Origin of the sequence: Enterovibrio coralii (genome assembly GCF_001559595.1) — a bacterium.
Taxonomy (GTDB): domain Bacteria; phylum Pseudomonadota; class Gammaproteobacteria; order Enterobacterales; family Vibrionaceae; genus Enterovibrio; species Enterovibrio coralii.
Genome location: NZ_LNTY01000056.1, coordinates 46,202 through 68,358, shown reverse-complemented (window position 1 = coordinate 68,358; position 22,157 = coordinate 46,202). Strand labels below are relative to the sequence as shown.

At 50.3% G+C, this 22,157-nt stretch carries 20 protein-coding genes, 1 tRNA gene, 1 other RNA gene and 3 pseudogenes; 4 read left to right on the top strand and 21 right to left on the bottom strand.

The annotated features are described in order from the left end of the window. Nucleotides 1-13: 13 nt before the first annotated feature. The 6 genes and pseudogenes from ATN88_RS21605 to ATN88_RS21580 all read right to left on the bottom strand — a co-directional run bounded on the left by ATN88_RS21605 (nucleotide 14) and on the right by ATN88_RS21580 (nucleotide 5,846). A tRNA-OTHER gene (locus ATN88_RS21605) sits at nucleotides 14-105 on the bottom strand. Nucleotides 106-315: 210 nt separating this feature from the next. Beyond that, nucleotides 316-513 carry a carbon storage regulator CsrA gene (gene csrA / locus ATN88_RS21600; protein ID WP_002537591.1) on the bottom strand — a complete coding sequence of 66 codons (198 nt, stop codon included), beginning with the start codon at nucleotides 511-513 and terminating at the stop codon, nucleotides 316-318. Between the two features lie 487 nt (nucleotides 514-1,000). Further along, nucleotides 1,001-3,581, bottom strand: a pseudogene (gene alaS, locus ATN88_RS21595) (alanine--tRNA ligase). 151 nt (nucleotides 3,582-3,732) lie between these two features. Beyond that, on the bottom strand, nucleotides 3,733-4,191 hold the full coding sequence (locus ATN88_RS21590) for a regulatory protein RecX (RefSeq protein ID WP_408607728.1): 459 nt from the start codon (nucleotides 4,189-4,191) through the stop codon (nucleotides 3,733-3,735). Next, nucleotides 4,188-5,234 carry a recombinase RecA gene (recA, locus tag ATN88_RS21585; protein WP_067419648.1) on the bottom strand — a complete coding sequence of 349 codons (1,047 nt, stop codon included), beginning with the start codon at nucleotides 5,232-5,234 and terminating at the stop codon, nucleotides 4,188-4,190. The genes ATN88_RS21590 and recA overlap by 4 nt, the downstream gene beginning before the upstream one ends. Nucleotides 5,235-5,357: 123 nt before the next feature. Further along, a complete protein-coding gene (locus tag ATN88_RS21580) occupies nucleotides 5,358-5,846 on the bottom strand; it encodes a CinA family protein (protein WP_067419647.1) in 489 nt (162 codons plus the stop codon). 150 nt (nucleotides 5,847-5,996) lie between these two features. On the opposite strand from ATN88_RS21580, the gene mutS reads away from it, so the two are divergent. Beyond that, nucleotides 5,997-8,531 (top strand): DNA mismatch repair protein MutS, encoded by a 2,535-nt coding sequence (gene mutS, locus ATN88_RS21575; RefSeq protein WP_408607727.1) that lies wholly within the window; start codon nucleotides 5,997-5,999, stop codon nucleotides 8,529-8,531. 120 nt (nucleotides 8,532-8,651) lie between these two features. Here the strand turns inward: mutS and rpoS are convergent, their stop codons facing one another. From rpoS to ATN88_RS21525, 10 genes and pseudogenes are all read right to left on the bottom strand, one after another. Beyond that, nucleotides 8,652-9,629: an RNA polymerase sigma factor RpoS gene (gene rpoS / locus ATN88_RS21570; protein WP_067419645.1), complete on the bottom strand. Its 978-nt coding sequence runs from the start codon at nucleotides 9,627-9,629 to the stop codon at nucleotides 8,652-8,654. 54 nt (nucleotides 9,630-9,683) lie between these two features. Beyond that, nucleotides 9,684-10,655: a peptidoglycan DD-metalloendopeptidase family protein gene (locus tag ATN88_RS21565; protein ID WP_067419652.1), complete on the bottom strand. Its 972-nt coding sequence runs from the start codon at nucleotides 10,653-10,655 to the stop codon at nucleotides 9,684-9,686. A 31-nt stretch (nucleotides 10,656-10,686) separates the two neighbouring features. Continuing rightward, a complete protein-coding gene (locus tag ATN88_RS21560) occupies nucleotides 10,687-11,307 on the bottom strand; it encodes a protein-L-isoaspartate(D-aspartate) O-methyltransferase (protein ID WP_067419644.1) in 621 nt (206 codons plus the stop codon). Nucleotides 11,308-11,319: 12 nt separating this feature from the next. Continuing rightward, a pseudogene (surE, locus tag ATN88_RS21555) lies at nucleotides 11,320-12,068 on the bottom strand (5'/3'-nucleotidase SurE). Further along, complete coding sequence (gene truD / locus ATN88_RS21550) at nucleotides 12,049-13,107, bottom strand: tRNA pseudouridine(13) synthase TruD (RefSeq protein ID WP_067419643.1); 1,059 nt, start codon at nucleotides 13,105-13,107, stop codon at nucleotides 12,049-12,051. Before truD ends, surE begins: the two are co-directional and overlap by 20 nt. Further along, nucleotides 13,100-13,582, bottom strand: coding sequence for a 2-C-methyl-D-erythritol 2,4-cyclodiphosphate synthase (gene ispF / locus ATN88_RS21545; protein ID WP_269748226.1), 483 nt, complete (start codon nucleotides 13,580-13,582; stop codon nucleotides 13,100-13,102). The genes truD and ispF overlap by 8 nt, the downstream gene beginning before the upstream one ends. A 20-nt stretch (nucleotides 13,583-13,602) precedes the next feature. After that, nucleotides 13,603-14,336: pseudogene (ispD, locus tag ATN88_RS21540) on the bottom strand (2-C-methyl-D-erythritol 4-phosphate cytidylyltransferase). Between the two features lie 31 nt (nucleotides 14,337-14,367). Next, nucleotides 14,368-14,640, bottom strand: a complete 273-nt coding sequence (gene ftsB, locus ATN88_RS21535) for a cell division protein FtsB (protein ID WP_067419641.1) — start codon at nucleotides 14,638-14,640, stop codon at nucleotides 14,368-14,370. 197 nt (nucleotides 14,641-14,837) lie between these two features. Then, nucleotides 14,838-15,329 carry a YbaK/EbsC family protein gene (locus ATN88_RS21530; protein ID WP_067419640.1) on the bottom strand — a complete coding sequence of 164 codons (492 nt, stop codon included), beginning with the start codon at nucleotides 15,327-15,329 and terminating at the stop codon, nucleotides 14,838-14,840. Nucleotides 15,330-15,366: 37 nt separating this feature from the next. After that, on the bottom strand, nucleotides 15,367-15,996 hold the full coding sequence (locus ATN88_RS21525) for a LysE/ArgO family amino acid transporter (protein ID WP_067419639.1): 630 nt from the start codon (nucleotides 15,994-15,996) through the stop codon (nucleotides 15,367-15,369). 108 nt (nucleotides 15,997-16,104) lie between these two features. On the opposite strand from ATN88_RS21525, the gene ATN88_RS21520 reads away from it, so the two are divergent. Then, a complete protein-coding gene (locus ATN88_RS21520; protein ID WP_067419638.1) occupies nucleotides 16,105-16,998 on the top strand; it encodes a LysR family transcriptional regulator ArgP in 894 nt (297 codons plus the stop codon). A 76-nt stretch (nucleotides 16,999-17,074) separates the two neighbouring features. Then, entirely contained in the window at nucleotides 17,075-17,773 is a 699-nt protein-coding gene (locus ATN88_RS21515) for an oxidative stress defense protein (RefSeq protein ID WP_067419637.1), read from the top strand. Between the two features lie 112 nt (nucleotides 17,774-17,885). On the opposite strand, the gene serA is transcribed toward ATN88_RS21515, so the two are convergent. The 5 genes from serA to zapA form a co-directional block, all read right to left on the bottom strand. Then, on the bottom strand, nucleotides 17,886-19,115 hold the full coding sequence (gene serA, locus ATN88_RS21510) for a phosphoglycerate dehydrogenase (protein WP_067419636.1): 1,230 nt from the start codon (nucleotides 19,113-19,115) through the stop codon (nucleotides 17,886-17,888). Nucleotides 19,116-19,356: 241 nt separating this feature from the next. After that, nucleotides 19,357-20,010 (bottom strand): ribose-5-phosphate isomerase RpiA, encoded by a 654-nt coding sequence (rpiA, locus tag ATN88_RS21505; RefSeq protein WP_067419635.1) that lies wholly within the window; start codon nucleotides 20,008-20,010, stop codon nucleotides 19,357-19,359. A gap of 113 nt (nucleotides 20,011-20,123) precedes the next feature. Further along, entirely contained in the window at nucleotides 20,124-20,729 is a 606-nt protein-coding gene (locus tag ATN88_RS21500; RefSeq protein ID WP_067419634.1) for a 5-formyltetrahydrofolate cyclo-ligase, read from the bottom strand. 37 nt (nucleotides 20,730-20,766) lie between these two features. After that, nucleotides 20,767-20,949: non-coding RNA, 6S RNA (ssrS, locus tag ATN88_RS21495), on the bottom strand. A 14-nt stretch (nucleotides 20,950-20,963) separates the two neighbouring features. Continuing rightward, nucleotides 20,964-21,275: a cell division protein ZapA gene (zapA, locus tag ATN88_RS21490; RefSeq protein ID WP_067419633.1), complete on the bottom strand. Its 312-nt coding sequence runs from the start codon at nucleotides 21,273-21,275 to the stop codon at nucleotides 20,964-20,966. Between the two features lie 280 nt (nucleotides 21,276-21,555). Here zapA and ATN88_RS21485 point away from each other — a divergent pair, with 280 nt between their 5' ends. Next, entirely contained in the window at nucleotides 21,556-22,128 is a 573-nt protein-coding gene (locus ATN88_RS21485; protein WP_067419632.1) for a YecA/YgfB family protein, read from the top strand. Nucleotides 22,129-22,157: the final 29 nt, after the last annotated feature.

The window sequence follows — 22,157 nt, the reverse complement described above, 5'->3', positions numbered from 1 at the left end:
CGCAGTGCAAGAATGGCGGTGAAGGAGGGATTCGAACCCTCGATACGGCTATAAACCGTATACTCCTTAGCAGGGGAGCGCCTTCAGCCTCTCGGCCACCTCACCGTCTTGCGGAGGCACATATTACTGTGACCCGAAAATATGTCAAACACTTTATCCTGAAAAAATCACTTTCATGATTCGTTTGCACACTTATCCGCCATTTAACGATATGGCAGCATAAAAAAACTGCGAATTGCTTTTTAAATGAACAACCTGTATTTAACAAAAAGGCCGATCAAATATCGGCCTTAAGTAAATCACATGACGCTTTTTTTAGAAGTTGCCGCCAGTCGGTGCTGGGTTACCCTTCTCAGCTTGTATGCGCATGTAGATTTCTTCACGGTGAACAGAAACCTCTTTTGGTGCATTTACACCAATACGTACTTGGTTGCCTTTCACGCCCAGTACAGTCACGGTAACTTCATCACCAATCATCAGCGTTTCACCTACGCGACGAGTCAAAATCAGCATTCTTCTACTCCTTGAGTAATTACAACTTTCTTTTCGTTGAGTCTGTTTGGTCTTCTTACTGCACGAAGTAAACTCATACGGCAGCTTAAGCTCCGAGATGGACGTTCAACTACTTTCCTTCCTTGCGAGCATCCTTTTGTCAGACACGTCCTTCAAATCAATCGTGTCTGTCTGGTGTTTCAATATGGCTTATTTCTTTGGCCAACTCCAGTTTGCCAATGAGATTTTGCACATAGAATCCAGACATTGTGACCCCTGTGCCCAGAAGATCACCTTGTGAGATACTGCGAGGCAAGAAAAGTTCATCCTACCGGCGCAAAAAAATCTGGTGAATTTGGCTTCACAAAAAAGCCTCACCTTCAATAAGGCGATGCACTATACAGCGTTAAAAAAAAAGTGCAAAGAATAAACTTAATAAAAGAAAAAAAACGAAAAAAGGCTTCCAGAGGAAGCCTTTCTTTACGTCTTGTTTTCTTAACGTTTTTTATTACAAACGTTCAGTCAACCAAGGTGCAACAGTGTCCATCGCAGCTGGCAACGCTTCCACGTCAGTACCACCTGCCTGCGCCATGTCAGGACGACCGCCACCTTTACCGCCTACTTGCTGTGCAACCATGTTTACAAGCTCGCCAGCTTTCACATTGCCGGTCAGATCTTTGGTCACACCTGCAATCAGGCTTACCTTGTCGTCTGCCACGTTGCTCAGGAACACCACACCGCTGCCCATCTGGTTTTTCAGATCGTCAACCATAGTGCGCAGTGCTTTGCTGTCAGCACCGTTCAGCGCGCTGATCAGAACCTTAACGCCGTTAATCTCTTTAACGTTGTTAATCAGGCTTGCACTTTCCTGCGCCGCCAGTTTCTCTTTCAGCAGTTGGATCTCTTTTTCCAGTGCTTTGGCACGGTTTTGAGAATCCGATACCTTCTGAGCAAACTCTTGCTGCTGACGGTAGAACGCCTCTTCTGCGCCTTGGCCCGTTACCGCTTCTATACGACGTACGCCAGCTGCGATACCGCCTTCAGAAACGATTTTCAGCATACCGATATCACCAGTGCGGTTTGCGTGAGTACCACCACACAGCTCGATAGAGAAATCGCCCATGGTCAGTACGCGTACGTTGTCGTCGTACTTCTCACCAAACAGTGCCATCGCGCCTTTTGCTTTCGCAGATTCGATGTCCATGATTTCAGTGCTAACCGCGTGGTTACGACGGATTTCTTCGTTAACCATCTTCTCAACGGCGCGCAGTTCTTCTGGCTTCACCGCTTCTAGGTGAGAGAAGTCAAAACGCAGGCCTTCGGCGCGAACCAAAGAACCTTTTTGTTGTACGTGCTCGCCCAGAACGATACGCAGTGCTTCGTGCAGAAGGTGCGTCGCTGAGTGGTTCAGTGCGATAGCTTGACGACGCTCTGCGTTTACTTTCGCGTCTACGTTGTCACCAACGCTCAGTGTACCGTCAACCAGCTTACCGCGATGGCCGATAGCCGCGCCGTATTTTTGGGTATCGATTACTTCGAACTTGCCAGCATCCGTCATCAGGAAGCCTGCGTCACCACACTGACGCCCGACTCTGCGTAGAATGGGGTTTGGTCCAGAATGATCACAGCTTCGTCTGCGGTTGCCAGTGCTTCTGCTGCCATGCCATCAACGAAGATGTCAGTGATCAGGCCTTTGCCTTCAGTTGCGCCGTAACCGGTGAACTCAGAGTCGCCTTCAACTTTGATCACTGCGTTGTAGTCAGTGCCAAATTGGCCAGCTTCACGCGCACGTTGACGCTGAGCTTCCATCGCTGCTTCAAAACCTTCTTCATCGATAGAGAAGCCGCGCTCACGCGCTACGTCGTTGGTCAGGTCAGCTGGGAAGCCGTAGGTGTCGTACAGTTTGAATACGGTTTCGCCGTCCAGTACTTTGCCATCCAGTGCTTCCAGTGCGTCGTTCAGGATCGCCATACCGCGGTCCAGCGTACGACCGAAGTTTTCTTCTTCGATCTTCAGCACTTTCTCTACCATTGCCTGCTGCTTCTTCATGTCTTCGCCCGCAGTACCCATGATCTCAGCCAGAGGACCGACAAGCTTGTAGAAGAATGCGCCGTTTGCACCCAGTTTGTTACCGTGACGCACTGCACGACGAATAATACGACGCAGAACGTAACCACGACCTTCGTTTGAAGCATAACGCCGTCAACGATCAGGAATGCACATGAACGGATGTGGTCAGCCACAACACGCAGAGATTGGTTAGACAGGTCGTCGTAGCCAATCACTTCCGCCGCTGCTTTGATCAGCGTTTGGAAGATGTCGATTTCGTAGTTTGAGTGAACGCCTTGCATGATTGCAGCGATACGCTCAATACCCATACCGGTATCAACAGATGGCTTAGGCAGTGGTTCCATCGTGCCATCAGCATGACGGTTGTACTGCATGAATACGTTGTTCCAGATCTCGATGAAACGGTCGCCATCTTCTTCTGGTGAGCCCGGAGGACCGCCCCAGATGTGGTCGCCGTGATCGTAGAAGATTTCAGTACATGGACCACAAGGGCCAGTGTCGCCCATTTGCCAGAAGTTATCTGACTCGTAAGCTTTACCGCCTTTCTTGTCGCCGATACGAACGATGCGGTCAGCAGGGATGCCTACTTTCTCGTTCCACAGCGCGAATGCTTCGTCATCGGTTTCGTAAACAGTAACCATCAGACGATCTTTTGGCAGTTTCAACGTGTCAGTCAAAAACTCCCACGCGTATGCGATAGCGTCTTCCTTGAAGTAGTCACCAAAGCTGAAGTTACCCAGCATTTCAAAGAAAGTGTGGTGACGGGCAGTGAAACCTACGTTTTCCAGGTCATTGTGCTTACCACCGGCGCGTACACAGCGCTGTGCCGTCGTCGCACGCGTGTAGGCGCGCTTCTCTAGGCCAAGGAAGCAATCTTTAAACTGGTTCATACCTGCGTTTGTGAACAACAGCGTTGGGTCGTTTGCAGGCACGAGCGATGAGCTAGGCACAATCGTATGCCCTTTGCTTTCAAAGAATTCGAGAAACGCTGTGCGGATCTCGTCGGTGCTCATGTACATTGTCTAATCCTGAAATTGGAGTTGTAGTAATCACTGAATCGCATCATACGCGACATGATCAGAGTCAATTGGCCGACATTGTAAACAACCTGACCTGTTGCGAAAAGAGGCAGAGATAAGATAGCTCGCACTATCCGCGCATATGTAGTGCTTAATCTGAATCGTTTGCGGACAAGGCGTAGTTGATTTGGTCGAACGAAAAGCCTCGGCTATTAAGATAGCGAACCCATTTCCCGCGTTGTTTGAAGTCCACGTCTGGCAAGTTACCGTCTAAATCACCAAAACGGCGTTGTGCCAGTTCTTTGGCCAGTTCATACCAGTCATGTTGCTGATTTTCTTGTGCGGATTCTAATTGCGCGGTGCTGATGCCTTTGCGTTTGGCGTCAAAACAAATGCGTTGCCAGCCATGTCCTTTATAGACACCGTGGCGAAGGAGGCTTTCGGCAAATCGTTGGTCATCAAGCCACTTGTGGTAGAGGCAATTCTCTATCGCAGCGTCGATGTCTTCGGGAGTGCACTGTCGCTGAGCCAGTTTTTGGCGAAGCTCCAGTTCTGAATGGTCGCGGCGGGCAAGCATGCCCACCGCTAATTCTCGTGCTGTTAAACTCAGAACGCTTCCTCTTCAGGCAGTTCTGCATCGTCGTTGTTATCAACTTTGATGTCGTTGTTTTGCAGCAGCATGTCACGCAGGGTTTTATCCAGCTCTTTAGCAATTTCTGAATTTTCTTTCAGGAACTTACATGCGTTCGCTTTACCCTGACCGATCTTGTCACCCTTGTAGCTGTACCATGCACCTGCTTTCTCAACCAGTTTGTGTTTCACACCCAGGTCAATCAGCTCGCCGTAAAGGTTGATACCTTCGCCGTACATGATTTGGAATTCAGCTTGTTTAAACGGTGCCGCAATCTTGTTCTTCACGACTTTAACGCGCGTGTCATTACCCACAACCTCGTCGCCCTCTTTGATAGAGCCGATACGACGGATATCAAGACGAACAGATGCGTAGAACTTCAGTGCGTTACCACCTGTGGTGGTTTCTGGGTTACCGAACATCACACCAATCTTCATACGGATTTGGTTGATGAAGATCATCAGCGTGTTGCTGTTTTTGATGTTCGCCGTCAGCTTACGCATTGCTTGAGAAAGCATACGTGCTTGCAGACCCATGTGAGAGTCACCCATCTCACCTTCGATTTCCGCTTTTGGCGTCAGTGCCGCTACGGAGTCGATGATGATAACGTCAACCGCACCTGAGCGAGTCAATGCGTCTGCGATTTCCAGCGCTTGCTCACCGGTATCTGGCTGAGACACCAGCAGGTTGTCGATATCTACGTGAAGCTTACGCGCATACACTGGATCCAATGCGTGTTCCGCATCGATAAACGCACAGGTTTTACCTTGCTTTTGTGCTTCTGCGATAACTTGCAGCGTCAGCGTTGTCTTACCTGAAGATTCTGGACCGTAGATTTCAACAATACGGCCGTATGGCAGACCACCCGCACCCAGTGCGATATCCAGTGACAGAGAACCTGTAGATACAGTTTCAATATCCATAGTGCGGTCATCGCCAAGGCGCATGATCGAACCTTTACCGAATTGTTTCTCGATCTGACCAAGGGCGGCGGCTAGTGCCTTCTGTTTGTTGTCGTCCATTTGAATCTCCAAAGGATGCAATAATCGTTCAGATAACTAATCGTTAATTGATGCTAAGTATACTGTCCATTTATACAGTGTCTAGCCCTGTATAACAATTTTCTTTCCAATCGTGCCACGCTCTTATTTTTCGCCTTCGAGATACGACAAGAGACGACAAAGGCTGTGCGCAATGGTATTGCGACGAATGGTATGACGGTCGCCATCAAACAGACAGGTTTCCGTGACCACCCCAGCTTTGGTTGCCCACCCAAAACACACCATGCCAACGGGTTTATCATCCGTGCCGCCAGTTGGTCCTGCAATGCCACTCACTGCTAAGCCAAAATCGGCGTTCGCCGCGTCACGTGCACCTAAGGCCATTTCGGCGACCACGTCTTCACTAACAGCACCGTGAGCCAGTAACGTGGCTTCTTTCACGCCCACCAACTCTTGCTTAGCATCATTGCTGTAAGTAACAAAGGCGCGTTCAAACCATGCCGAACTGCCTGCCACTTCTGTCAGTACATAAGAAATGCCACCGCCCGTACAAGACTCGGCAGTTGTCACTGTCTGTCCGTTCGCGACCAGACGCTCTCCAATCCGCGTGGCTGTTTTTACAAGTTGTTCCATGCACTTCCTCTTTCAGCTTCATTTTTCCGTCATCGCGATATCGATACTTTACCCGTTTACCGCGATTCACGTATCCTTGTTGCCTCTACTTCTTATTGTAATTTTGCAGGCCAGATCGTGACAGTACAAGCAATAGCAAATCACACCCCGATGATGCAGCAATACTTAAAAATTAAAGCGCAGCATCCAGAAGAGCTCCTTTTCTATCGAATGGGTGATTTCTATGAGCTTTTCTTTAATGACGCCAAGCGAGCGTCACAACTGCTTGATATCTCGCTGACCAAACGCGGCACCTCGAATGGCGAGCCTATTCCTATGGCCGGCGTTCCTTACCATTCTGTCGAAGGTTACCTCGCGCGTCTGGTTCAACTGGGAGAATCCGTCGCGATTTGTGAACAAATCGGCGATCCGACCACCAGCAAAGGTCCCGTTGAGCGTCAGGTCGTGCGTATTGTCACGCCAGGTACCGTATCAGACGAAGCCTTGCTGAATGAGCGCGTCGATAACCTGATTGCCGCTATCTACGCACACAATGACCAATTCGGTTACGCCACGCTGGATATCACCTCGGGCCGCTTCCTGCTAAGTGAGCCTGCAACCGAAGAAGAAATGCAGGCAGAGCTTCAACGCACTCGCCCTGCTGAGCTGTTGTACCCGGAAGATTTCACCTACCACGCCCTGACCGAAATGAGCAAAGGCAGCCGCCGTCGCCCAATTTGGGAATTCGATTTAGAAACGGCGAAGCAGCAGCTTAACCAACAATTCGGCACCCGCGATTTGGTCGGCTTTGGCGTTGAAAACTGTGCCCTTGGCCTTGCCGCGGCAGGCTGTTTGATGCAATACGTGAAAGATACCCAGCGTACTGCCCTGCCGCACATTCGCGCCTTAGTAAAAGAAAACAAAGACCAGTCAGTGATTTTGGATGCGGCCACCCGTCGAAATCTGGAGCTGACCCAAAACCTGTCTGGCGGATTTGAAAATACCGTGTCATCGGTACTGGATTGCACCACAACCCCTATGGGTAGCCGTTTACTAAAACGCTGGCTGCACCAACCCATGCGCGACTTTACTATCGTTAATCGCCGCCTTGATGCCATCACCGCTCTGAAAGACACCGGGCTTTATGTTGACCTGTCTTCCTCTTTACGCCCGGTTGGCGACATGGAGCGTATCCTAGCACGTCTGGCACTTCGCTCTGCCCGTCCACGCGACATGGCAAGATTGCGCGGTGCGCTGCAACAGCTTCCAGAGCTTGAAAGCTTGCTGGAAGAAATACAAGACGAAGCTATTGCACCGCTAAAACAAGCTTGTTCGCCAATGCCTGAGCTGACGCAGTTGCTGGAAGAGGCGGTAGTAGAAGCGCCGCCAGTGGTTATTCGCGACGGCGGTGTCATCGCCCCAGGTTACAATGCAGAATTGGATGAATGGCGCGATCTAGCAGACGGTGCCACTAAATACCTTGAAGAGCTGGAAGCGCGTGAGCGTGACCGCCATGACATTGATACGCTTAAAGTTGGCTTTAACCAAGTTCACGGCTTCTATATCCAAGTGAGCCGTGGTCAAAGCCACCTTGTGCCGCCTTACTATGTACGCCGTCAGACGCTGAAAAACGCTGAGCGTTACATCATCCCTGAGCTTAAAGAGCACGAAGACAAAGTACTTAACTCCAAATCCAAAGCATTGGCATTGGAGAAAAAGCTTTGGGAAGAGCTGTTCGACAAATTGCTGCCACACCTTGAGCAACTGCAACGCGCAGCAGAATCACTGTCGACGCTAGACGTACTTGCAAACTTGGCAGAACGTGCAGAAACCTTGAACTACTGCCGCCCAACTCTTTCCGAGACCCGCGGCATTGATATCGCAGGTGGCCGTCACCCAGTGGTAGAGCAAGTGTTAGATGCGCCGTTTATCGCCAACCCAACGCTGCTGAATGCAGAGCGCCGTATGCAAATCATTACTGGCCCGAACATGGGCGGTAAATCGACCTACATGCGCCAAACTGCACTGATCACCCTTTTGGCACACATCGGCTCTTATGTACCGGCCGAATCGGTAACCTTAGGCCCAGTCGATCGTATCTTCACCCGTATCGGTGCCTCTGATGATTTGGCCTCTGGTCGCTCAACCTTCATGGTTGAGATGACAGAAACCGCGAACATCCTGCACAACGCCACAGAGAACAGCTTGGTGTTGATGGATGAAATCGGCCGCGGCACCAGTACCTATGACGGCCTGTCTCTGGCATGGGCAAGTGCGGAGTGGCTGGCGGAAAGACTGAAATCAATGACGCTGTTTGCCACCCACTACTTTGAACTGACCGAATTGGCAGGACAAGTTAATGGCTTGGTCAATGTGCATCTGGACGCGGTGGAGCACGGGGATGAGATTGCCTTTATGCACGCGGTACAAGAAGGCGCAGCAAGCAAGTCTTATGGCCTTGCCGTAGCAGGGTTGGCTGGCGTGCCGAAAACCGTGATTCAGCGTGCTAAGACCAAGCTTCGCCAATTGGAAGCAAGTGGCCATGAAGTGGTGACAGGCGAGCATGCACCGCAGGTACCCGCCGCGCAGTTGTCTTTGCTTCCTGAGTTGAGTGAAGTGGAAAAAGTGCTGGCAGATATCGAGCCAGATAACCTAACACCACGTCAGGCTCTCGATGCGCTATATCGCTTGAAAACCTTGCTGTAGCTTTTACGGCAGCCATTCTCACCGCGACGCGTTCTTTCGTCACGCCAGACGGTACGATCAAAAAAGCCCCTTCAGAGGGGCTTTTTTATTGAGCACAAAATGAATGTCTAAAACGGAGGCTTAGTGCTCAGTGTTGAACAGTGATTCGATGTTCAAACCTTGATGGGTCAGCATATCGCGCAGACGACGCAGACCTTCAACCTGAATTTGACGAACACGTTCACGCGTCAGACCAATCTCGCGACCAACATCTTCCAACGTTGACGCTTCATGACCCAGCAGACCAAAACGACGAGCAAGCACTTCACGCTGCTTTGGATTCAGCTCTTGGAGCCAATGCACGATAGACTTTTTCATGTCATCGTCTTGCGTGGTGCTTTCAGGGCCGCCTTCTTTTTCATCAGGGATGATGTCCAAAAGGGCTTTCTCTGAATCACCGCCGATAGGGTTATCGACCGAACTGATACGCTCATTGAGGCGCAGCATGCGGTTGACGTCTTCTACAGGCTTATCCAGCTGCAAAGCGATATCTTCTGCGGTTGGCTCATGATCTAGCTTTTGAGCAAGCTCACGCGCAGTACGCAGGTAGACGTTCAGCTCTTTCACCACGTGAATAGGCAGACGAATGGTACGCGTTTGGTTCATTATCGCGCGTTCTATCGTTTGACGAATCCACCATGTCGCGTAAGTCGAGAAGCGGAAACCACGTTCAGGATCGAACTTTTCTACTGCACGAATAAGGCCGAGATTGCCCTCTTCCACCAGATCAAGCAGCGCAAGACCACGGTTAGAGTAACGACGTGAGATCTTAACCACCAAGCGGAGGTTACTTTCGATCATACGTTTGCGGGCAGCTTCATCACCACGCAACGCACGGCGGGCGTAAAGCACTTCTTCTTCTGCCGTCAGCAGTGGTGAATAACCAATCTCGCTGAGGTAGAGCTGCGTCGCATCGAGTGCTTTCGATGATGCAGCGAAGGATACCGACTCTTCGGTTTCTTCTACAGTTGATTCCGCTTCCTCTTCGAGCTCCATTTGCTCCATGTCAACGTCTTCAACCAGGTCTTCCACTTTCTTTGCAGTATTATTCTGACTCATAGCGCCTCCCAATTTGGCGTAGCAGCTAGACAGTACAGCAATCTCTGTCCCGGTTTATCGCTTGGGCAAGTACCGAAGCGGGTTCACCGATTTTCCTTTGTAGCGAATCTCAAAATGTAACCTAACAGCATTAGTGCCAGAGCTGCCCATGGATGCTATTTTTTGCCCCTTTTTGACGCTCTGTCTTTCTGAAACAAAAATCCGGTCGTTGTGTGCGTAGGCACTAAGGTAATCATCATTGTGTTTAATAATGATTAAATTTCCGTAACCTCGGAGTGCGTTACCTGCGTACACGACCTTGCCATCTGCAGAAGCATTAATCGATTGGCCGCGCTTACCAGCAATGTCGATGCCTTTGTTTCCCATCTCCGAACTGGAGAAACCGGAAACGACTCGACCGCTTGAAGGCCATTGCCAACTAATTGCTTTATTTGACGCTGCGGTTTTATTTGCAGACTTGTCAGCAGTTGGTTTACTTTTTGTTACAGGCTGACTGTACTCTTTCGGTTTCTTCGGTTCAACTTTTTTCTGAGATTGAGAAGAGGATCCAGACTTTTTTTGCGAAACGTATTTTTGATTCTCTTTGCCTGATTTAGCAGATGATCCTGTAGAAGCAACTGGCGGCTTCGCTGCCGCAGCGGGTGCGGTAGCAACAGCAGCAGTTGTCGCAGCGGGTGCGGTAGCAACAGCAGCAGTTGTCGCAGCGGCAACGACCACAGGAGCCGTGCCCTTCTTGCCATAGGAAGGTGGAATGTACTTTTCTTTCCAAAGGTTTAGCTTCTGACCCGGGAAGATAGTATAGGGTCTGGTGAGCTTATTTGCCGCGATGATGTCGTTAACATCTCGGTCAGTAATATAAGCAATATAGTAGAGCGTATCGCCCTTCTGAACCTCGTAATAACTGCCTCTGTAGCTACCACGCTCTACTTGACTATAGTCTGGACTAACACTCGATACAGGTGCGGGGCTTGATACCGAACAAGCAGTAAGAAGAACCAACACAGGCAGAAAAAACAAAATTTTCAACTGAATTGAAACCCTTACCACCAGACGTTACCTATGCCAAATCGCCAGCAACCAGCGGAACGAATCTTACCGCTTCAATTGCTGTAGTCTCAAAATGCTCACCATTACGGGTGACTTTATACAGTACCTGATCCGCTTCGCCGACAGGAATAATCAGGCTTCCGCCCTCTGCAAGCTGTTCGCAAAGCACCTGAGGCATGCTTGCTGCAGCAGCAGTGACAATGATGGCATCAAACGGGCCTTTGCTTGCCCATCCTTGCCAGCCATCACCATGTTTTGTCGAGATATTATAGAGCTCAAGCTGCTTAAAACGTCGCTTTGCGGTCATTTGCAACTGCTTAATTCGCTCCACGGAATAAACATGATCAACAAGTTGCGCAAGAACGCAAGTTTGAAAACCCGATCCTGTGCCAATCTCCAAGACTTTACTACCGTGTTGAAGATTAAGGAGTTCCGTCATTTTTGCCACGATATACGGCTGGGAGATGGTTTGACCAAATCCAATTGGCAGCGCGTTATTGTCGTAAGCCTGATGAGCCATCGCCTCTGAAACAAAAAGATGACGAGGAAGCCGACCAATCGCATCTAAAACACGTTGGTCATTAATTCCTAGAGAATGGAGCTGTTGAATAAGTGAATGCGTGTAATTCACCAATATCACCTTTTATTGTTCTGTTTCAGAAGTAACCCATTGTGCCAGCGCGGCCAGCGTATCATGCGCTGTGAGATCGACTTGCAACGGCGTCAATGAGACACATTGAGTCTCTATCGCGTAAAAGTCGGTTCCAGGGCCTGCGTCTTGTTTCGCGCCCGGAGGACCAATCCAGTAGATGCTGTGCCCTCTCGGATCGACATCGTGAATCATGTCTTCGGCGCGATGTCTCGCACCCAAACGCGTCACTTGCCAGCCTTTGAGCTCGTCATAGGCGCAATCAGGCACGTTAATGTTCAGGATACGATCAACAGGTAAGGGGCGCACTTTGGCACCCTCTACCACTTTTTTTACCACTTGTGCCGCGGTATGGAAATGCGAGGAGCCACAAAGGGAGACGGCTATCGCAGGGACGCCCATGAAGAAGCCTTCCGTTGCCGCCGCGACCGTGCCTGAGTAAAGCACGTCGTCACCCAAGTTTGCACCATGTTGATTCCCGTGATCACGTAATCAACCGGCTCTTTGATCACCGCGTTCAGTGCCATATGCACACTGTCCGTCGGTGTACCTTGCACGGCGTAGCGACGCTCACCCACTTCACGAAGACGCAGCGGATTTTCCAGCGTCAGTGAATTAGACGCACCAGAGCGGTTTCTGTCCGGTGCGACCACAGTGACTGTTGCGATTTCCGACAGCACTTCTGCCAGTACATTGATGCCTTCTGCGAATACGCCGTCATCATTACTGATCAAAACGTGCATCGAACTCTCCATCGTTGGTTTCTTCCATCACTTCACGCATCACTGCCGTTGCAAAACAACCTGCAGGCAACGAGAAGTCGATTGTCAGCGTGTCACCGTCACGCTCCCATACCATGTTTTCTGGGAACAGAAGTAACGGACGACGCTCATGACGCATGCGGTTACTGCGAATGACCGCCAACAGGTGTGGTTCGGTATCCACAATCGCTTGCTCAAAGGCTTGTGCGTCTTGCTGAGTTGGCAATGCGTTGTCACCTGTCATTGGGCCAGAAATCTGCCACTCACCCGTCGCCAGTTTTTGCATTGCAGCATCGATATCTTCGACCAACAGCGTTTCTTCATTGGCATTGATCAGCAAATCACCCAACATCACACTGTGGCAAAGACCTTTCTCGATGCGAGAAGACAGCACCTGATTGAACAGGAACGAACGCGCGGCTGACAGGTAAAAGCTTCGCTTACTCTTGTCGCGCACACGGAATTTATCCTGTCCCCAGTCACGCGCAGACGTCACATTATTACCATTGCGACCAAAACGCTGACTTCCGAAATAGTTTGGTACACCTTTTTCGCGAATGTCGGCCAAACGGGCTTCAATTGCGTCGTCGCCCTCAAAATCTGTGATAACCAGTTTAAAGCGGTTACCAATCAGATCGCCCGGACGCATTTTTTTGTCGTGGCGCGCTGTTTCCAAAATGGCATCGACACCTTCGTGTGACGCGACAAAATCAGAAAGGTCTGGGTCTGGTTGACCTGGCAGGTGAACACTGAACCATTGTTCCGTCACCGCGTGTCTGTCTTTCAAACCCGCCCAGCTCACGTCACGTGATTTCACGCCACACGCTTTTGCCAGCTCATTGGCAACATATTTGGTGTTCTCACCGATTTTGCGGATACGCACCAAAAAGTGTTCGCCGTGGCCTGCTGGCGTGAAGTCCAGCGTTTCACTAACAAAAAAGTGTTCAGGTTTTGCTTTCAGCTTACCGGTCGCTGTCGGCTTACCGTGCAGGTAAGCCAACGAATTCATTACATCAGTCATGGGAGTCCTTACGGATGATCACCACCGCCTCACAGGCGATACCTTCTTTGCGGCCAGTGAAACCCAGTCGCTCAGTCGTGGTGGCTTTAACGTTAATGTTGCTGATATCCGTTTCAAGATCCTCGGCAATCGCCGCACACATTGCATCAATGTGCGGGGCCATTTTCGGTGCCTGTGCCATGATGGTTACGTCCAGGTTACCTATCACATAGCCTTTTGCTTTTACTTTTGCGTACACATCGCGGAGCAGGAAGCGGCTGTCTGCACCTTCCCACTCAGCATCGGTATCTGGAAAATGACGACCAATGTCACCTGCCGCGATCGCGCCAAGCAGCGCATCACAAACGGCGTGCAGGGCAACGTCGCCATCAGAGTGTGCAATCAGACCTTGCTCGTAAGGGACGCTCACGCCGCCAATAATGACCGGGCCTTCACCACCAAATTTGTGCACATCAAAACCGTGTCCAATACGAATCATAGTCTGTCCTCTCTCTGTCACTCGTTTTCTGCGCGTTGCGACAGAAAAAATGCAGCCAGTGCTAAATCTTCTGGCTGCGTTACTTTGATATTGTCAGCATGACCGGCCACCAGCTTAGGTGCGCCGCCTGCAAGCTCAATGGCAGACGCTTCGTCTGTCACCGCCAATGACTTTTCCAGTGCCGTGGTCAATGCACTCAGCAATTGTTCACGATGAAACATTTGCGGGGTCAGCGCATGCCAGAGTGCCTCTCGACACACGGTGTGGTCGATGTTGCCATCAGACGTTGCGCGCTTCATGGTGTCGCGAACTGGCGCAGCCAAAATAGCACCATGGGAGTGGGAGGTTGCAGCCTCAATCAAGCGTCGATATCCTCGTGACGCACACAAGGACGTGCAGCATCATGCACCATGACCCATTCTGCATCGGTCGCGTTAAGACCCGCTAATACAGAATCTGCGCGCTCTGAACCACCGGTTGTCACAATGACGCGATTATCTGCGGCCAACGATGTCGTTTGGAAATAGGCATCTTCAGCACCAATCGCAATCACCACTTTTGAGACTTTGCTGTGCGCCAGCAAGTAGTGAACTGTGTGCTCTAGGATGGTTTTGGTGCCAATCGTGAGGTACTGCTTCGGGCAGTCGGCCTGCATGCGTTTGCCAACACCTGCCGCAGGTACAATCGCGACAACGTCAGACACAGCAGTGCGTGGCGAGCTTACCTTTTCATCACTTGCCGGGGTCTTCATGATTCTCTTCGTTTTTATCTGGCGAGTGGGCTTATTCACTGACAATGCGGAAGAAGGTTTCTCCCGGCTTTATCATGCCCAATTCATTGCGAGCACGCTCTTCGATGGCTTCTTGCCCGCGCTTAAGATCTGCAATTTCTGCGAACATCTGTTGATTGCGTTGATGGAGTTTTTCGTTAGCCAAAGCAGCCGTTTCTGTCACCGCTTTCACGTCGAGGTAATCGGACACCCCGTTTTTACCCCACCAAAGATGGTATTGGAGCCAGCCGAACAACACGAACAGTAATACTGTCAGCATTCGCATCGTCACACTCCTCCATTGTTCAATTCAGACATTTATAAGGATAGTAATATTCCCACATTCATCCTTGTCACACCAGCGATGACAATGGCAATCACGAGAATATCAATAAATTGGAGGAGGAATCGGGGACAATTTGACAGCTTGGGCCGCTTCAATAAATACCAAGAAAGAAAAAACGCGCCCTCTCGGCGCGTTAATTAAGCATTCAATCGGTAAACAGGATTGGGTAAAGCATCAAGCAACGCAGACAATGACGGCACACCAAACGCAAAGGTGTATTCCGGCGGACCGGGTGTGTACATCAACTCCTCAAACGAGAACAACACATCATCGACAATCAAGGGAATCGCGACGGGCATCCCAAACGGACACACGGCACCGGGCACACAGCCAAGCTGGGCGATCATTTCTTCATCAGATGCAATGGATGGGCGTTTCCCCATCAGGGCTTTGACCTTTTTGCTATCCAATCGCGCATCTCGATGCGTTAATAACAGCGCATATTCACCATTTTTAAACGACAAAAACAGGCTCTTTGTCGGTGTTGCTGTCCAGCCAAGCTCATTCCCGATGCGCTCATCTGTCGCGAAATCTAATATCGGCTCATGCTGCCATGATTGGTAAGCCACATCACATTGCGTCATCAATGCGATGTTACGCGCCAGAATCCCTTCTAATGACTGCGTCATCCTGCTCTATTCCTTTATTTCTTTTTCTCAACGGAGCTCAAAAGCTCCCAATCCATTTCTGCATTAGCAAGAATGCCACGTAGATCATCATACCCGCCACCAGAACATCAATCACCTGCCGAACACGTGGGCGAGATAAGACAGGCGACATCTTCGCAGCCCCTAGCGCAATGCCGTAGAACCATACAAACGACGCCAGCACGGTGCCGATGGCAAATGCTGTTCGCTCCGCCGATTGGAATTGCCCACCAATAGATCCCAACACCACCACGGTATCAAGATAGACGTGTGGGTTCAGGACCGTCACTGCCAACGCGCCGAGCACAACAGCCATCAAGCCTTTTTGTGCATTGGCTTTACCAACGTTAATGTCTTCACTTTCCTCTTTGAAGACACGACGCAGCGATTGATACGCATAGGTCAACAAAAACGCAACGCCACCCAACGTCACCACGCTTAGGAGTGTTTCGTTACTCGCCAACATGGCACCGCCACCAAATATGCCCAGCAGGATCAATCCCATGTCGCACAGGAAACAAATGGTCGCGGTTGCCACATGGTGCTGACGCCGAATACCTTGGTTGAGTACAAAGGCATTTTGCGCACCGATGGGGATGATCATACTCAGTCCCAGTCCAAACCCTTGCAAAATAATTGTGCTGCTCACTGCCCTTTCCTCTCCCCTTGAAATCACGCTTTCAAGGTAATGAGGTGACAGATACAAGTAAAACTAATAATTTTAATCTTGTATCAGTTTTACTTATTTGGAGTAGTCATGAAAGGATTGGACTATCGGTGGTTAGAAGCACTGGATGCCGTAATTGCCAATGGTGGCTTTGACCGCGCGGCTGACGCGCTGTTCATCACCCAGTCCGCGGTGTCTCAGCGGGTAAAACAGTTAGAAAAGCTGGTCGCTCAGCCTGTGCTCGTCAGGGAAATGCCGCCACAACCGACTGCCATTGGTAAAAAACTGCTAGGGCTGTACCGACGCGTTCAACTGCTAGAACAAGAGCTGATCCCTGAACTGGCACCCGAAGGGTTCTCGCGCATTGTGACGGTTCCCATCGCCACTAATGCGGACAGCCTAGCCACCTGGTTGTTGCCCGCGCTGACACCTCTGATGAATGCCCAGACGCTGGAAATTAACCTTATCGTGGATGATGAAAGCCGAAGTCTGAACCGCTTGCGCTCTGGCGAAGCCGTGGTAGCAGTTAGCAGTGAACCCACGCCCCTTCATGGCTGTATCGCTACCCCCTTAGGCACCATGCATTATCGCTGCGTGTCGACGCCCGACTTTAAAGCGCGCTACTTTCCGAACGGACTAAACAGTGATTCCGTCAGTCGCGCGCCTGCGGTGGTGTTTGACCGATTTGATGACATGCACACCCAGTTTGTGTCTGAACGATTTAACCTTCCGACGGTGGGCTGGCGAAGCCACATGGTGAGATCATCCGACGCATTTGTGAAAATGGCAAAGTTGGGTGTGGCCTATTGCCTCATTCCCGAACTTCAAATTGAGCAAGAGCTTGCCGAAGGTTCTTTAATTGATTTGTGTCCCGGCGACGGTGTAGAGCGTCATTTGTATTGGCACCATTTTGCCAACCAAAGCGGCGTATTGGCGGACATGACAGACGCGTGTTTACGCTATGCCAACGAGGTTCTTGGATAAATTTCTGATTCTAGGGATAAACTTCTGCAGTTTGTGGTCAAACAGGCCAGATACAAACAACATGGGAAAAAAATCCATGAAAAAACACCTTATCGCTTCGCTATTTACAGCAACATTGGCTTTGGCTCCTCTCGCGTCCGCTGCGACACCTGAGTTTCCGCATTTGGAAACCGTCGGGGTGGGTGAAGTGGTTGCTACGCCGGATACCGCGACCGTTAACATTGCCGTGAGCTTGAAACGTACTTCCGCCAAAGCGGCTAAACAGGCGTCAGACGATGCTGTCGCTGCGTTGCTCTCTCGCCTTGAAGAGATGGGGTTGAAAAAGGCCGATGTTGATAGTGCGAATCTGTCTCTGCAACCTCAATACAGCTACCCCAAAAATGGGGAACCTAAACTGACCGGCTATCAAGCGAGCCGCAACGTTACCGTCACTGTGCGTGACCTTACCCAACTGAACACGATTTTGGACGGTGCCCTGTCTGATGGCATTAATCGCGTCAATAACATCAGCTTCTCATCGAGCAAAGAAAAGGCCCTGAAAGAACAGGCGCGTATGGCAGCGATTGCCGATGCAAAAGAAAAAGCCAGCTCTCTGGCGAAAGGCTTTGGTGAAGAACTCGCTGGTGTGTGGGAGATTCGTTATATGGACGAGTCGCCAACCCGACCTGTGATGCTGCGTATGTCCGCTGAAGCGCGCAATGTAGACGCAAGCTACATGGACTCAGAAATCACCATTCGCGATCGCGTTGAAGTGGTTTTTGAACTGAGTGAATAAGCAGACGGGATAGATCGACGACGCAAAAAAAAGAGGCTACCGACTGGTAGCCTCTTTGCGTTACATCGACAGATATTTGGGGGGAACAAAGTATCTATCTGGTCTTGTTTAATCAGTGAAGGATACGTGCACGCAGGGTGCCATCGATCGCTTTCAATTTTACCAGTGCTTTTTCAGAGTGCTCTGTTTCAACATCGATAACTACGTAACCGTATTCGGCGTTAGTTTGCAGGTACTGACCTGCGATGTTGATGCCTTCCTCTGCAAAGATGGTGTTGATCTTGGTCAGGATACCCGGCTTGTTCTGGTGAATGTGTAGCAAGCGCGATGTGCCTGAATGCTCTGGCAGAGAAACCTCTGGGAAGTTCACAGAAGACAAGGTTGAACCATTGTCTGAGTACTTCACCATCTTACCAGCCACTTCAATACCAATGTTTTCCTGCGCTTCTTGCGTTGAGCCACCGATGTGCGGTGTCAGGATAACGTTGTCAAACGCTTGCAGCGGTGAAGTGAACGGGTCGCTGTTGGTCTTTGGTTCCGTTGGGAACACGTCCACAGCCGCACCACCAATGTGACCGCTTTCCAGCGCGCCACACAGCGCATCAATATCTACCACAGTGCCGCGCGCCGCATTGATGAACACCGCGCCCGGCTTCATACGTGCAAACTCTTCGCTGCCCATCATGTTCTGGGTCGAATCGGTTTCTGGTACGTGCAGAGAAATCACATCGCTCTTGTTCAGTAGCTCAGACAGTGATGCTACCTGTGTTGCATTACCCAGAGACAGCTTGTTCTCGATGTCGTAGTAGAACACGCGCATACCCAGGTTTTCCGCCAGAATACCCAGCTGAGTACCAATGTGACCGTAACCGATGATACCCAGGTTTTTTCCGCGCGCTTCGAAAGACTGATCTGCCGACTTCATCCACTCACCACGGTGTGCCATAGCATTTTTTGCTGGGATGCCGCGAAGCAGCAACAGAATTTCGCCCAGCACCAGCTCAGCAACACTTCGTGTGTTTGAGAAAGGTGCGTTGAAGACAGGGATACCACGCTTGGCGGCTGCCGTCAGGTCAACTTGGTTAGTACCGATACAGAAACAGCCTACTGCCACCAGCTTTTGTGCTTTGGCAAAGACTTCTTCGGTCAATTGTGTGCGGGAGCGAATACCAACGAAATGCGCATCTGCGATCGCTTTTTCCAGCTCTTCACCTGCGAGGGAGCCTTTGTGATATTCGATGTTGCTGTAGCCTGCGCCTTGCAGCACTTCTAACGCGGTAGGGTGAAGACCTTCTAACAGAAGGATCTTGATCTTGTCTTTTTCTAGAGACACTTTAGCCATGCGCTTCTCATCCTTAAAAACAAACCTAAAAATCGAAAATCCGGTTTTAGCCATCCAAATGGCATCAATTAGTGATTAAGGTAACAAAAAGTTGTATGAAAAGGGAGCAGTATTACGCGAATAACGCGAAAAAAAACGGTGCCCACAGGACACCGCTAACTTATTGAGTTAATTCGACGCAAACGTTTGGCTTTTGTTTCAAAAAAACGGAAAAGCTAAGGGTTTGTCTGCGAAGGATTAATTAACTTTTCACCACACCATTTGGTGTACCTTCCAGAACCACATCTGCGCCACGGTTTGCAAACAGACCCACTGTCACAACACCCGCGATACCGTTAATGGTGTCTTCGAGTTCTTTTGCATTAGTGATTTGCAGATTGTGCACATCCAGGATCACGTTGCCGTTGTCCGTGATACAACCTTCACGGTAGCAAGGATCGCCACCCAGCTTAACCAGCTCACGTGCCACGTAAGAACGTGCCATTGGGATCACTTCCACTGGTAGTGGGAATTGGCCCAGTACGTCGACTTTCTTGGTGTCATCGATAATACAGATGAACTGCTTCGCAATCGCTGCCACGATCTTTTCGCGTGTCAGTGCTGCACCGCCGCCTTTGATCATGTCGTTGCTTGGGTTGATTTCATCAGCACCATCAACGTAGATATCTAAGCTAGCGACTTCGTTTGCATCGAAAACGGGAATGCCGATCTTTTCCAGACGCTCGGTCGAAGCTACAGAGCTCGACACCGCACCTTTGATCTGATCTTTCATGGTTTCAAGCGCGTCGATGAAGTGATTAACAGTCGAGCCGGTACCAACACCAACGATGCTGCCTTTGGTTACGTATTCCAACGCAGCCCAGCCAGCCGCTTTTTTCATTTCATCCTGAGTCATGATGATCTCCTGCAATTTAGGGGGTAATTCGCGAGGCCGATTATACAGATCTGAGACTGCCACGGGCAGGTTTTTGACAACTCAGATCGCGTTCTGACAGATCGGCGCAGATCTTATTTGATCGACCAAGTCCAGTGACGAGAAGGCGTCATGATCTCAGGCAATGGCACATCCCACACTTCCACAGGTAAGGCATCAAGTTGCTGACAATCATGGGCTAAACCAATCGGCTTCGCGCCCGCTCCTGTCTCGTACCACGGTGCCAAGGTTCGATCGTAATATCCACCGCCCATCCCTAAACGCTGGCCTGCAGCATCAAACGCCACCAGCGGTGTACAAATCACATCAAGCTTGGCGGCGGGCAACACATCCCGAACATCGAGTTTGGGCTCCAAAATGCCATATTGATTAGGCACCAATTGGGTCTTCGGATGGTAGTGAAGAAACAACAAATGACCTTTGCTGAAAGGATGGATCACAGGAAGATAAACGTCTTTGCCTTGCGCCCAGCAGCGGGCAATCAGCGGCGCAGTATCAAGCTCGCCATCAACGGACAAGTAAAGCGCGATGCGTGATGCCTTGATGATGGCATCTGACGAGGTAAAGTGCTCAAGTAATTGAGAGGCCGCGAGGGCTTGGTCTTGTTCGGATAAGGCTCGACGACGTTGTCGAATCTGTTTTCGCAGCGAGGCGCGCTGCTCAGAGGTATTCACTTGCATCGGCTTTCCTTGCCGTGTCGCATTGAGAATGTATGGGGAAGGCCCCGGAGTGCCGTTGGGATCTTTTGCCCTTGAACCCTGCGGTTCAAGGCGGATGGGAAGAATAGACCGTAGGCTTCTCGGTACGAGCCGAGCTTGCTCAATAGCCTATAACAACTCACCCTTAGATGTGCTTATCGGCTCAGGGACGCGGATCCGCTGACGCACACTCCAGGGTCAAACTGGTTTGGAAACTTACGCTTCCTTCGACGCGCTGTGTTTTAACAACGCCTCTTCAATCGTTTTCTGCAACAGCGTAATGCGCTGCTCCATTTCATTTCTATCGTCGGCGATTTTTTGTTTTTCAGTCTGTAATTCATAACAGACATTCAGTGCCGCGATAGTGAGCAGTTGCTCTGTATTCGTTACTTTAGTGCGAGCAGACAATTCATGCAACCGCTTATCGAAGTCGTCCGCAGCATCTTGCAAAGACCGCTCCTGCCCTGCCGGACAGTTAACGCGCATGATCTTTCCAAGGATTCGAATTTCAACAGCTTGCGTGGTCATAATTGTTCCAGAGCTCCCTTCAAAGCGCGCTGTCGCACCCTGACGTAACGAGCGCAATATAAAAAATGGCAGATTAAACTGCAAGTCTATCCTAAAGCGGATTGCCTCTCGACGAACTAACCAGACGAAAAGTCGTCAATGTGATGAAAATCAGAGCGATTTTTCGAAGGTCTCGGTAATTTCATTTACCCAGAAGCGACTTTTTATCGAGACCTGTTCAGTGGGTTGCTGCTAAGTGATAGCATAGCCTTTGAATTTATTGGTACTCAAGGTGGCCCCAGTGACCCAAGTAACTTTACCTGAATACAGCAATATCGCTACCACTCTGAAATCAGACAGCCTTGCTGTTACCCCAGCAGAAATGCACGGCCTGCTGGCTGGCATGTTGTGTGGCGGTTTGGACCCTGAATCAGGCAACTGGATGCCAATGCTTTATGACTACACCAATGACGGACAAGGCTGGCCTCATCAGTCGCTAAGTCTGGCTGCCGCTGCGCTGGCGCAAGCAAGCAGTGAGCTAATCGACGGCCAAATGGACTTTGACTTGCTACTCCCTGATGAGAACGAAGCCCTGCTGGATCGTGGAGACGCGGTTTCTGACTGGGTAAGCGCGTTTATCGCGGGTATCGGACTTGTCGGTGTGACCGCAGGCAAACTGTCTGAAGACACAAAAGAAGTGCTGGCTGATTTGGCTGAGATTGCGCAGCTTGGCATCGATGAAGACGATGACATGGAAGAGCAAGCACTGCTGCTGGAACAAGTCATTGAACACGTGCGTGTGTGTGCCATGACCCTGCATGCAGAACTTGGCATCAAGCCGTCAAAAGAAGAAACCAAACCGACGCTGCATTAATACGTCGGGATTACCGTCAGAGAGATAGA

Bases quoted from the DNA above. Each gene is read 5' to 3' on its own strand.
- csrA (WP_002537591.1), bottom strand. From the start codon at position 513: ATGCTGATTTTGACTCGTCGCGTAGGTGAAACGCTGATGATTGGTGAT.
- recA (WP_067419648.1), bottom strand. From the start codon at position 5,234: ATGGACGACAACAAACAGAAGGCACTAGCCGCCGCCCTTGGTCAGATC.
- ATN88_RS21580 (WP_067419647.1), bottom strand. From the start codon at position 5,846: ATGGAACAACTTGTAAAAACAGCCACGCGGATTGGAGAGCGTCTGGTC.
- mutS (WP_408607727.1), top strand. From the start codon at position 5,997: ATGATGCAGCAATACTTAAAAATTAAAGCGCAGCATCCAGAAGAGCTC.
- rpoS (WP_067419645.1), bottom strand. From the start codon at position 9,629: ATGAGTCAGAATAATACTGCAAAGAAAGTGGAAGACCTGGTTGAAGAC.
- truD (WP_067419643.1), bottom strand. From the start codon at position 13,107: ATGACTGATGTAATGAATTCGTTGGCTTACCTGCACGGTAAGCCGACA.
- ftsB (WP_067419641.1), bottom strand. From the start codon at position 14,640: ATGCGAATGCTGACAGTATTACTGTTCGTGTTGTTCGGCTGGCTCCAA.
- ATN88_RS21530 (WP_067419640.1), bottom strand. From the start codon at position 15,329: ATGACGCAGTCATTAGAAGGGATTCTGGCGCGTAACATCGCATTGATG.
- ATN88_RS21520 (WP_067419638.1), top strand. From the start codon at position 16,105: ATGAAAGGATTGGACTATCGGTGGTTAGAAGCACTGGATGCCGTAATT.
- ATN88_RS21515 (WP_067419637.1), top strand. From the start codon at position 17,075: ATGAAAAAACACCTTATCGCTTCGCTATTTACAGCAACATTGGCTTTG.
- serA (WP_067419636.1), bottom strand. From the start codon at position 19,115: ATGGCTAAAGTGTCTCTAGAAAAAGACAAGATCAAGATCCTTCTGTTA.
- rpiA (WP_067419635.1), bottom strand. From the start codon at position 20,010: ATGACTCAGGATGAAATGAAAAAAGCGGCTGGCTGGGCTGCGTTGGAA.
- ATN88_RS21500 (WP_067419634.1), bottom strand. From the start codon at position 20,729: ATGCAAGTGAATACCTCTGAGCAGCGCGCCTCGCTGCGAAAACAGATT.
- zapA (WP_067419633.1), bottom strand. From the start codon at position 21,275: ATGACCACGCAAGCTGTTGAAATTCGAATCCTTGGAAAGATCATGCGC.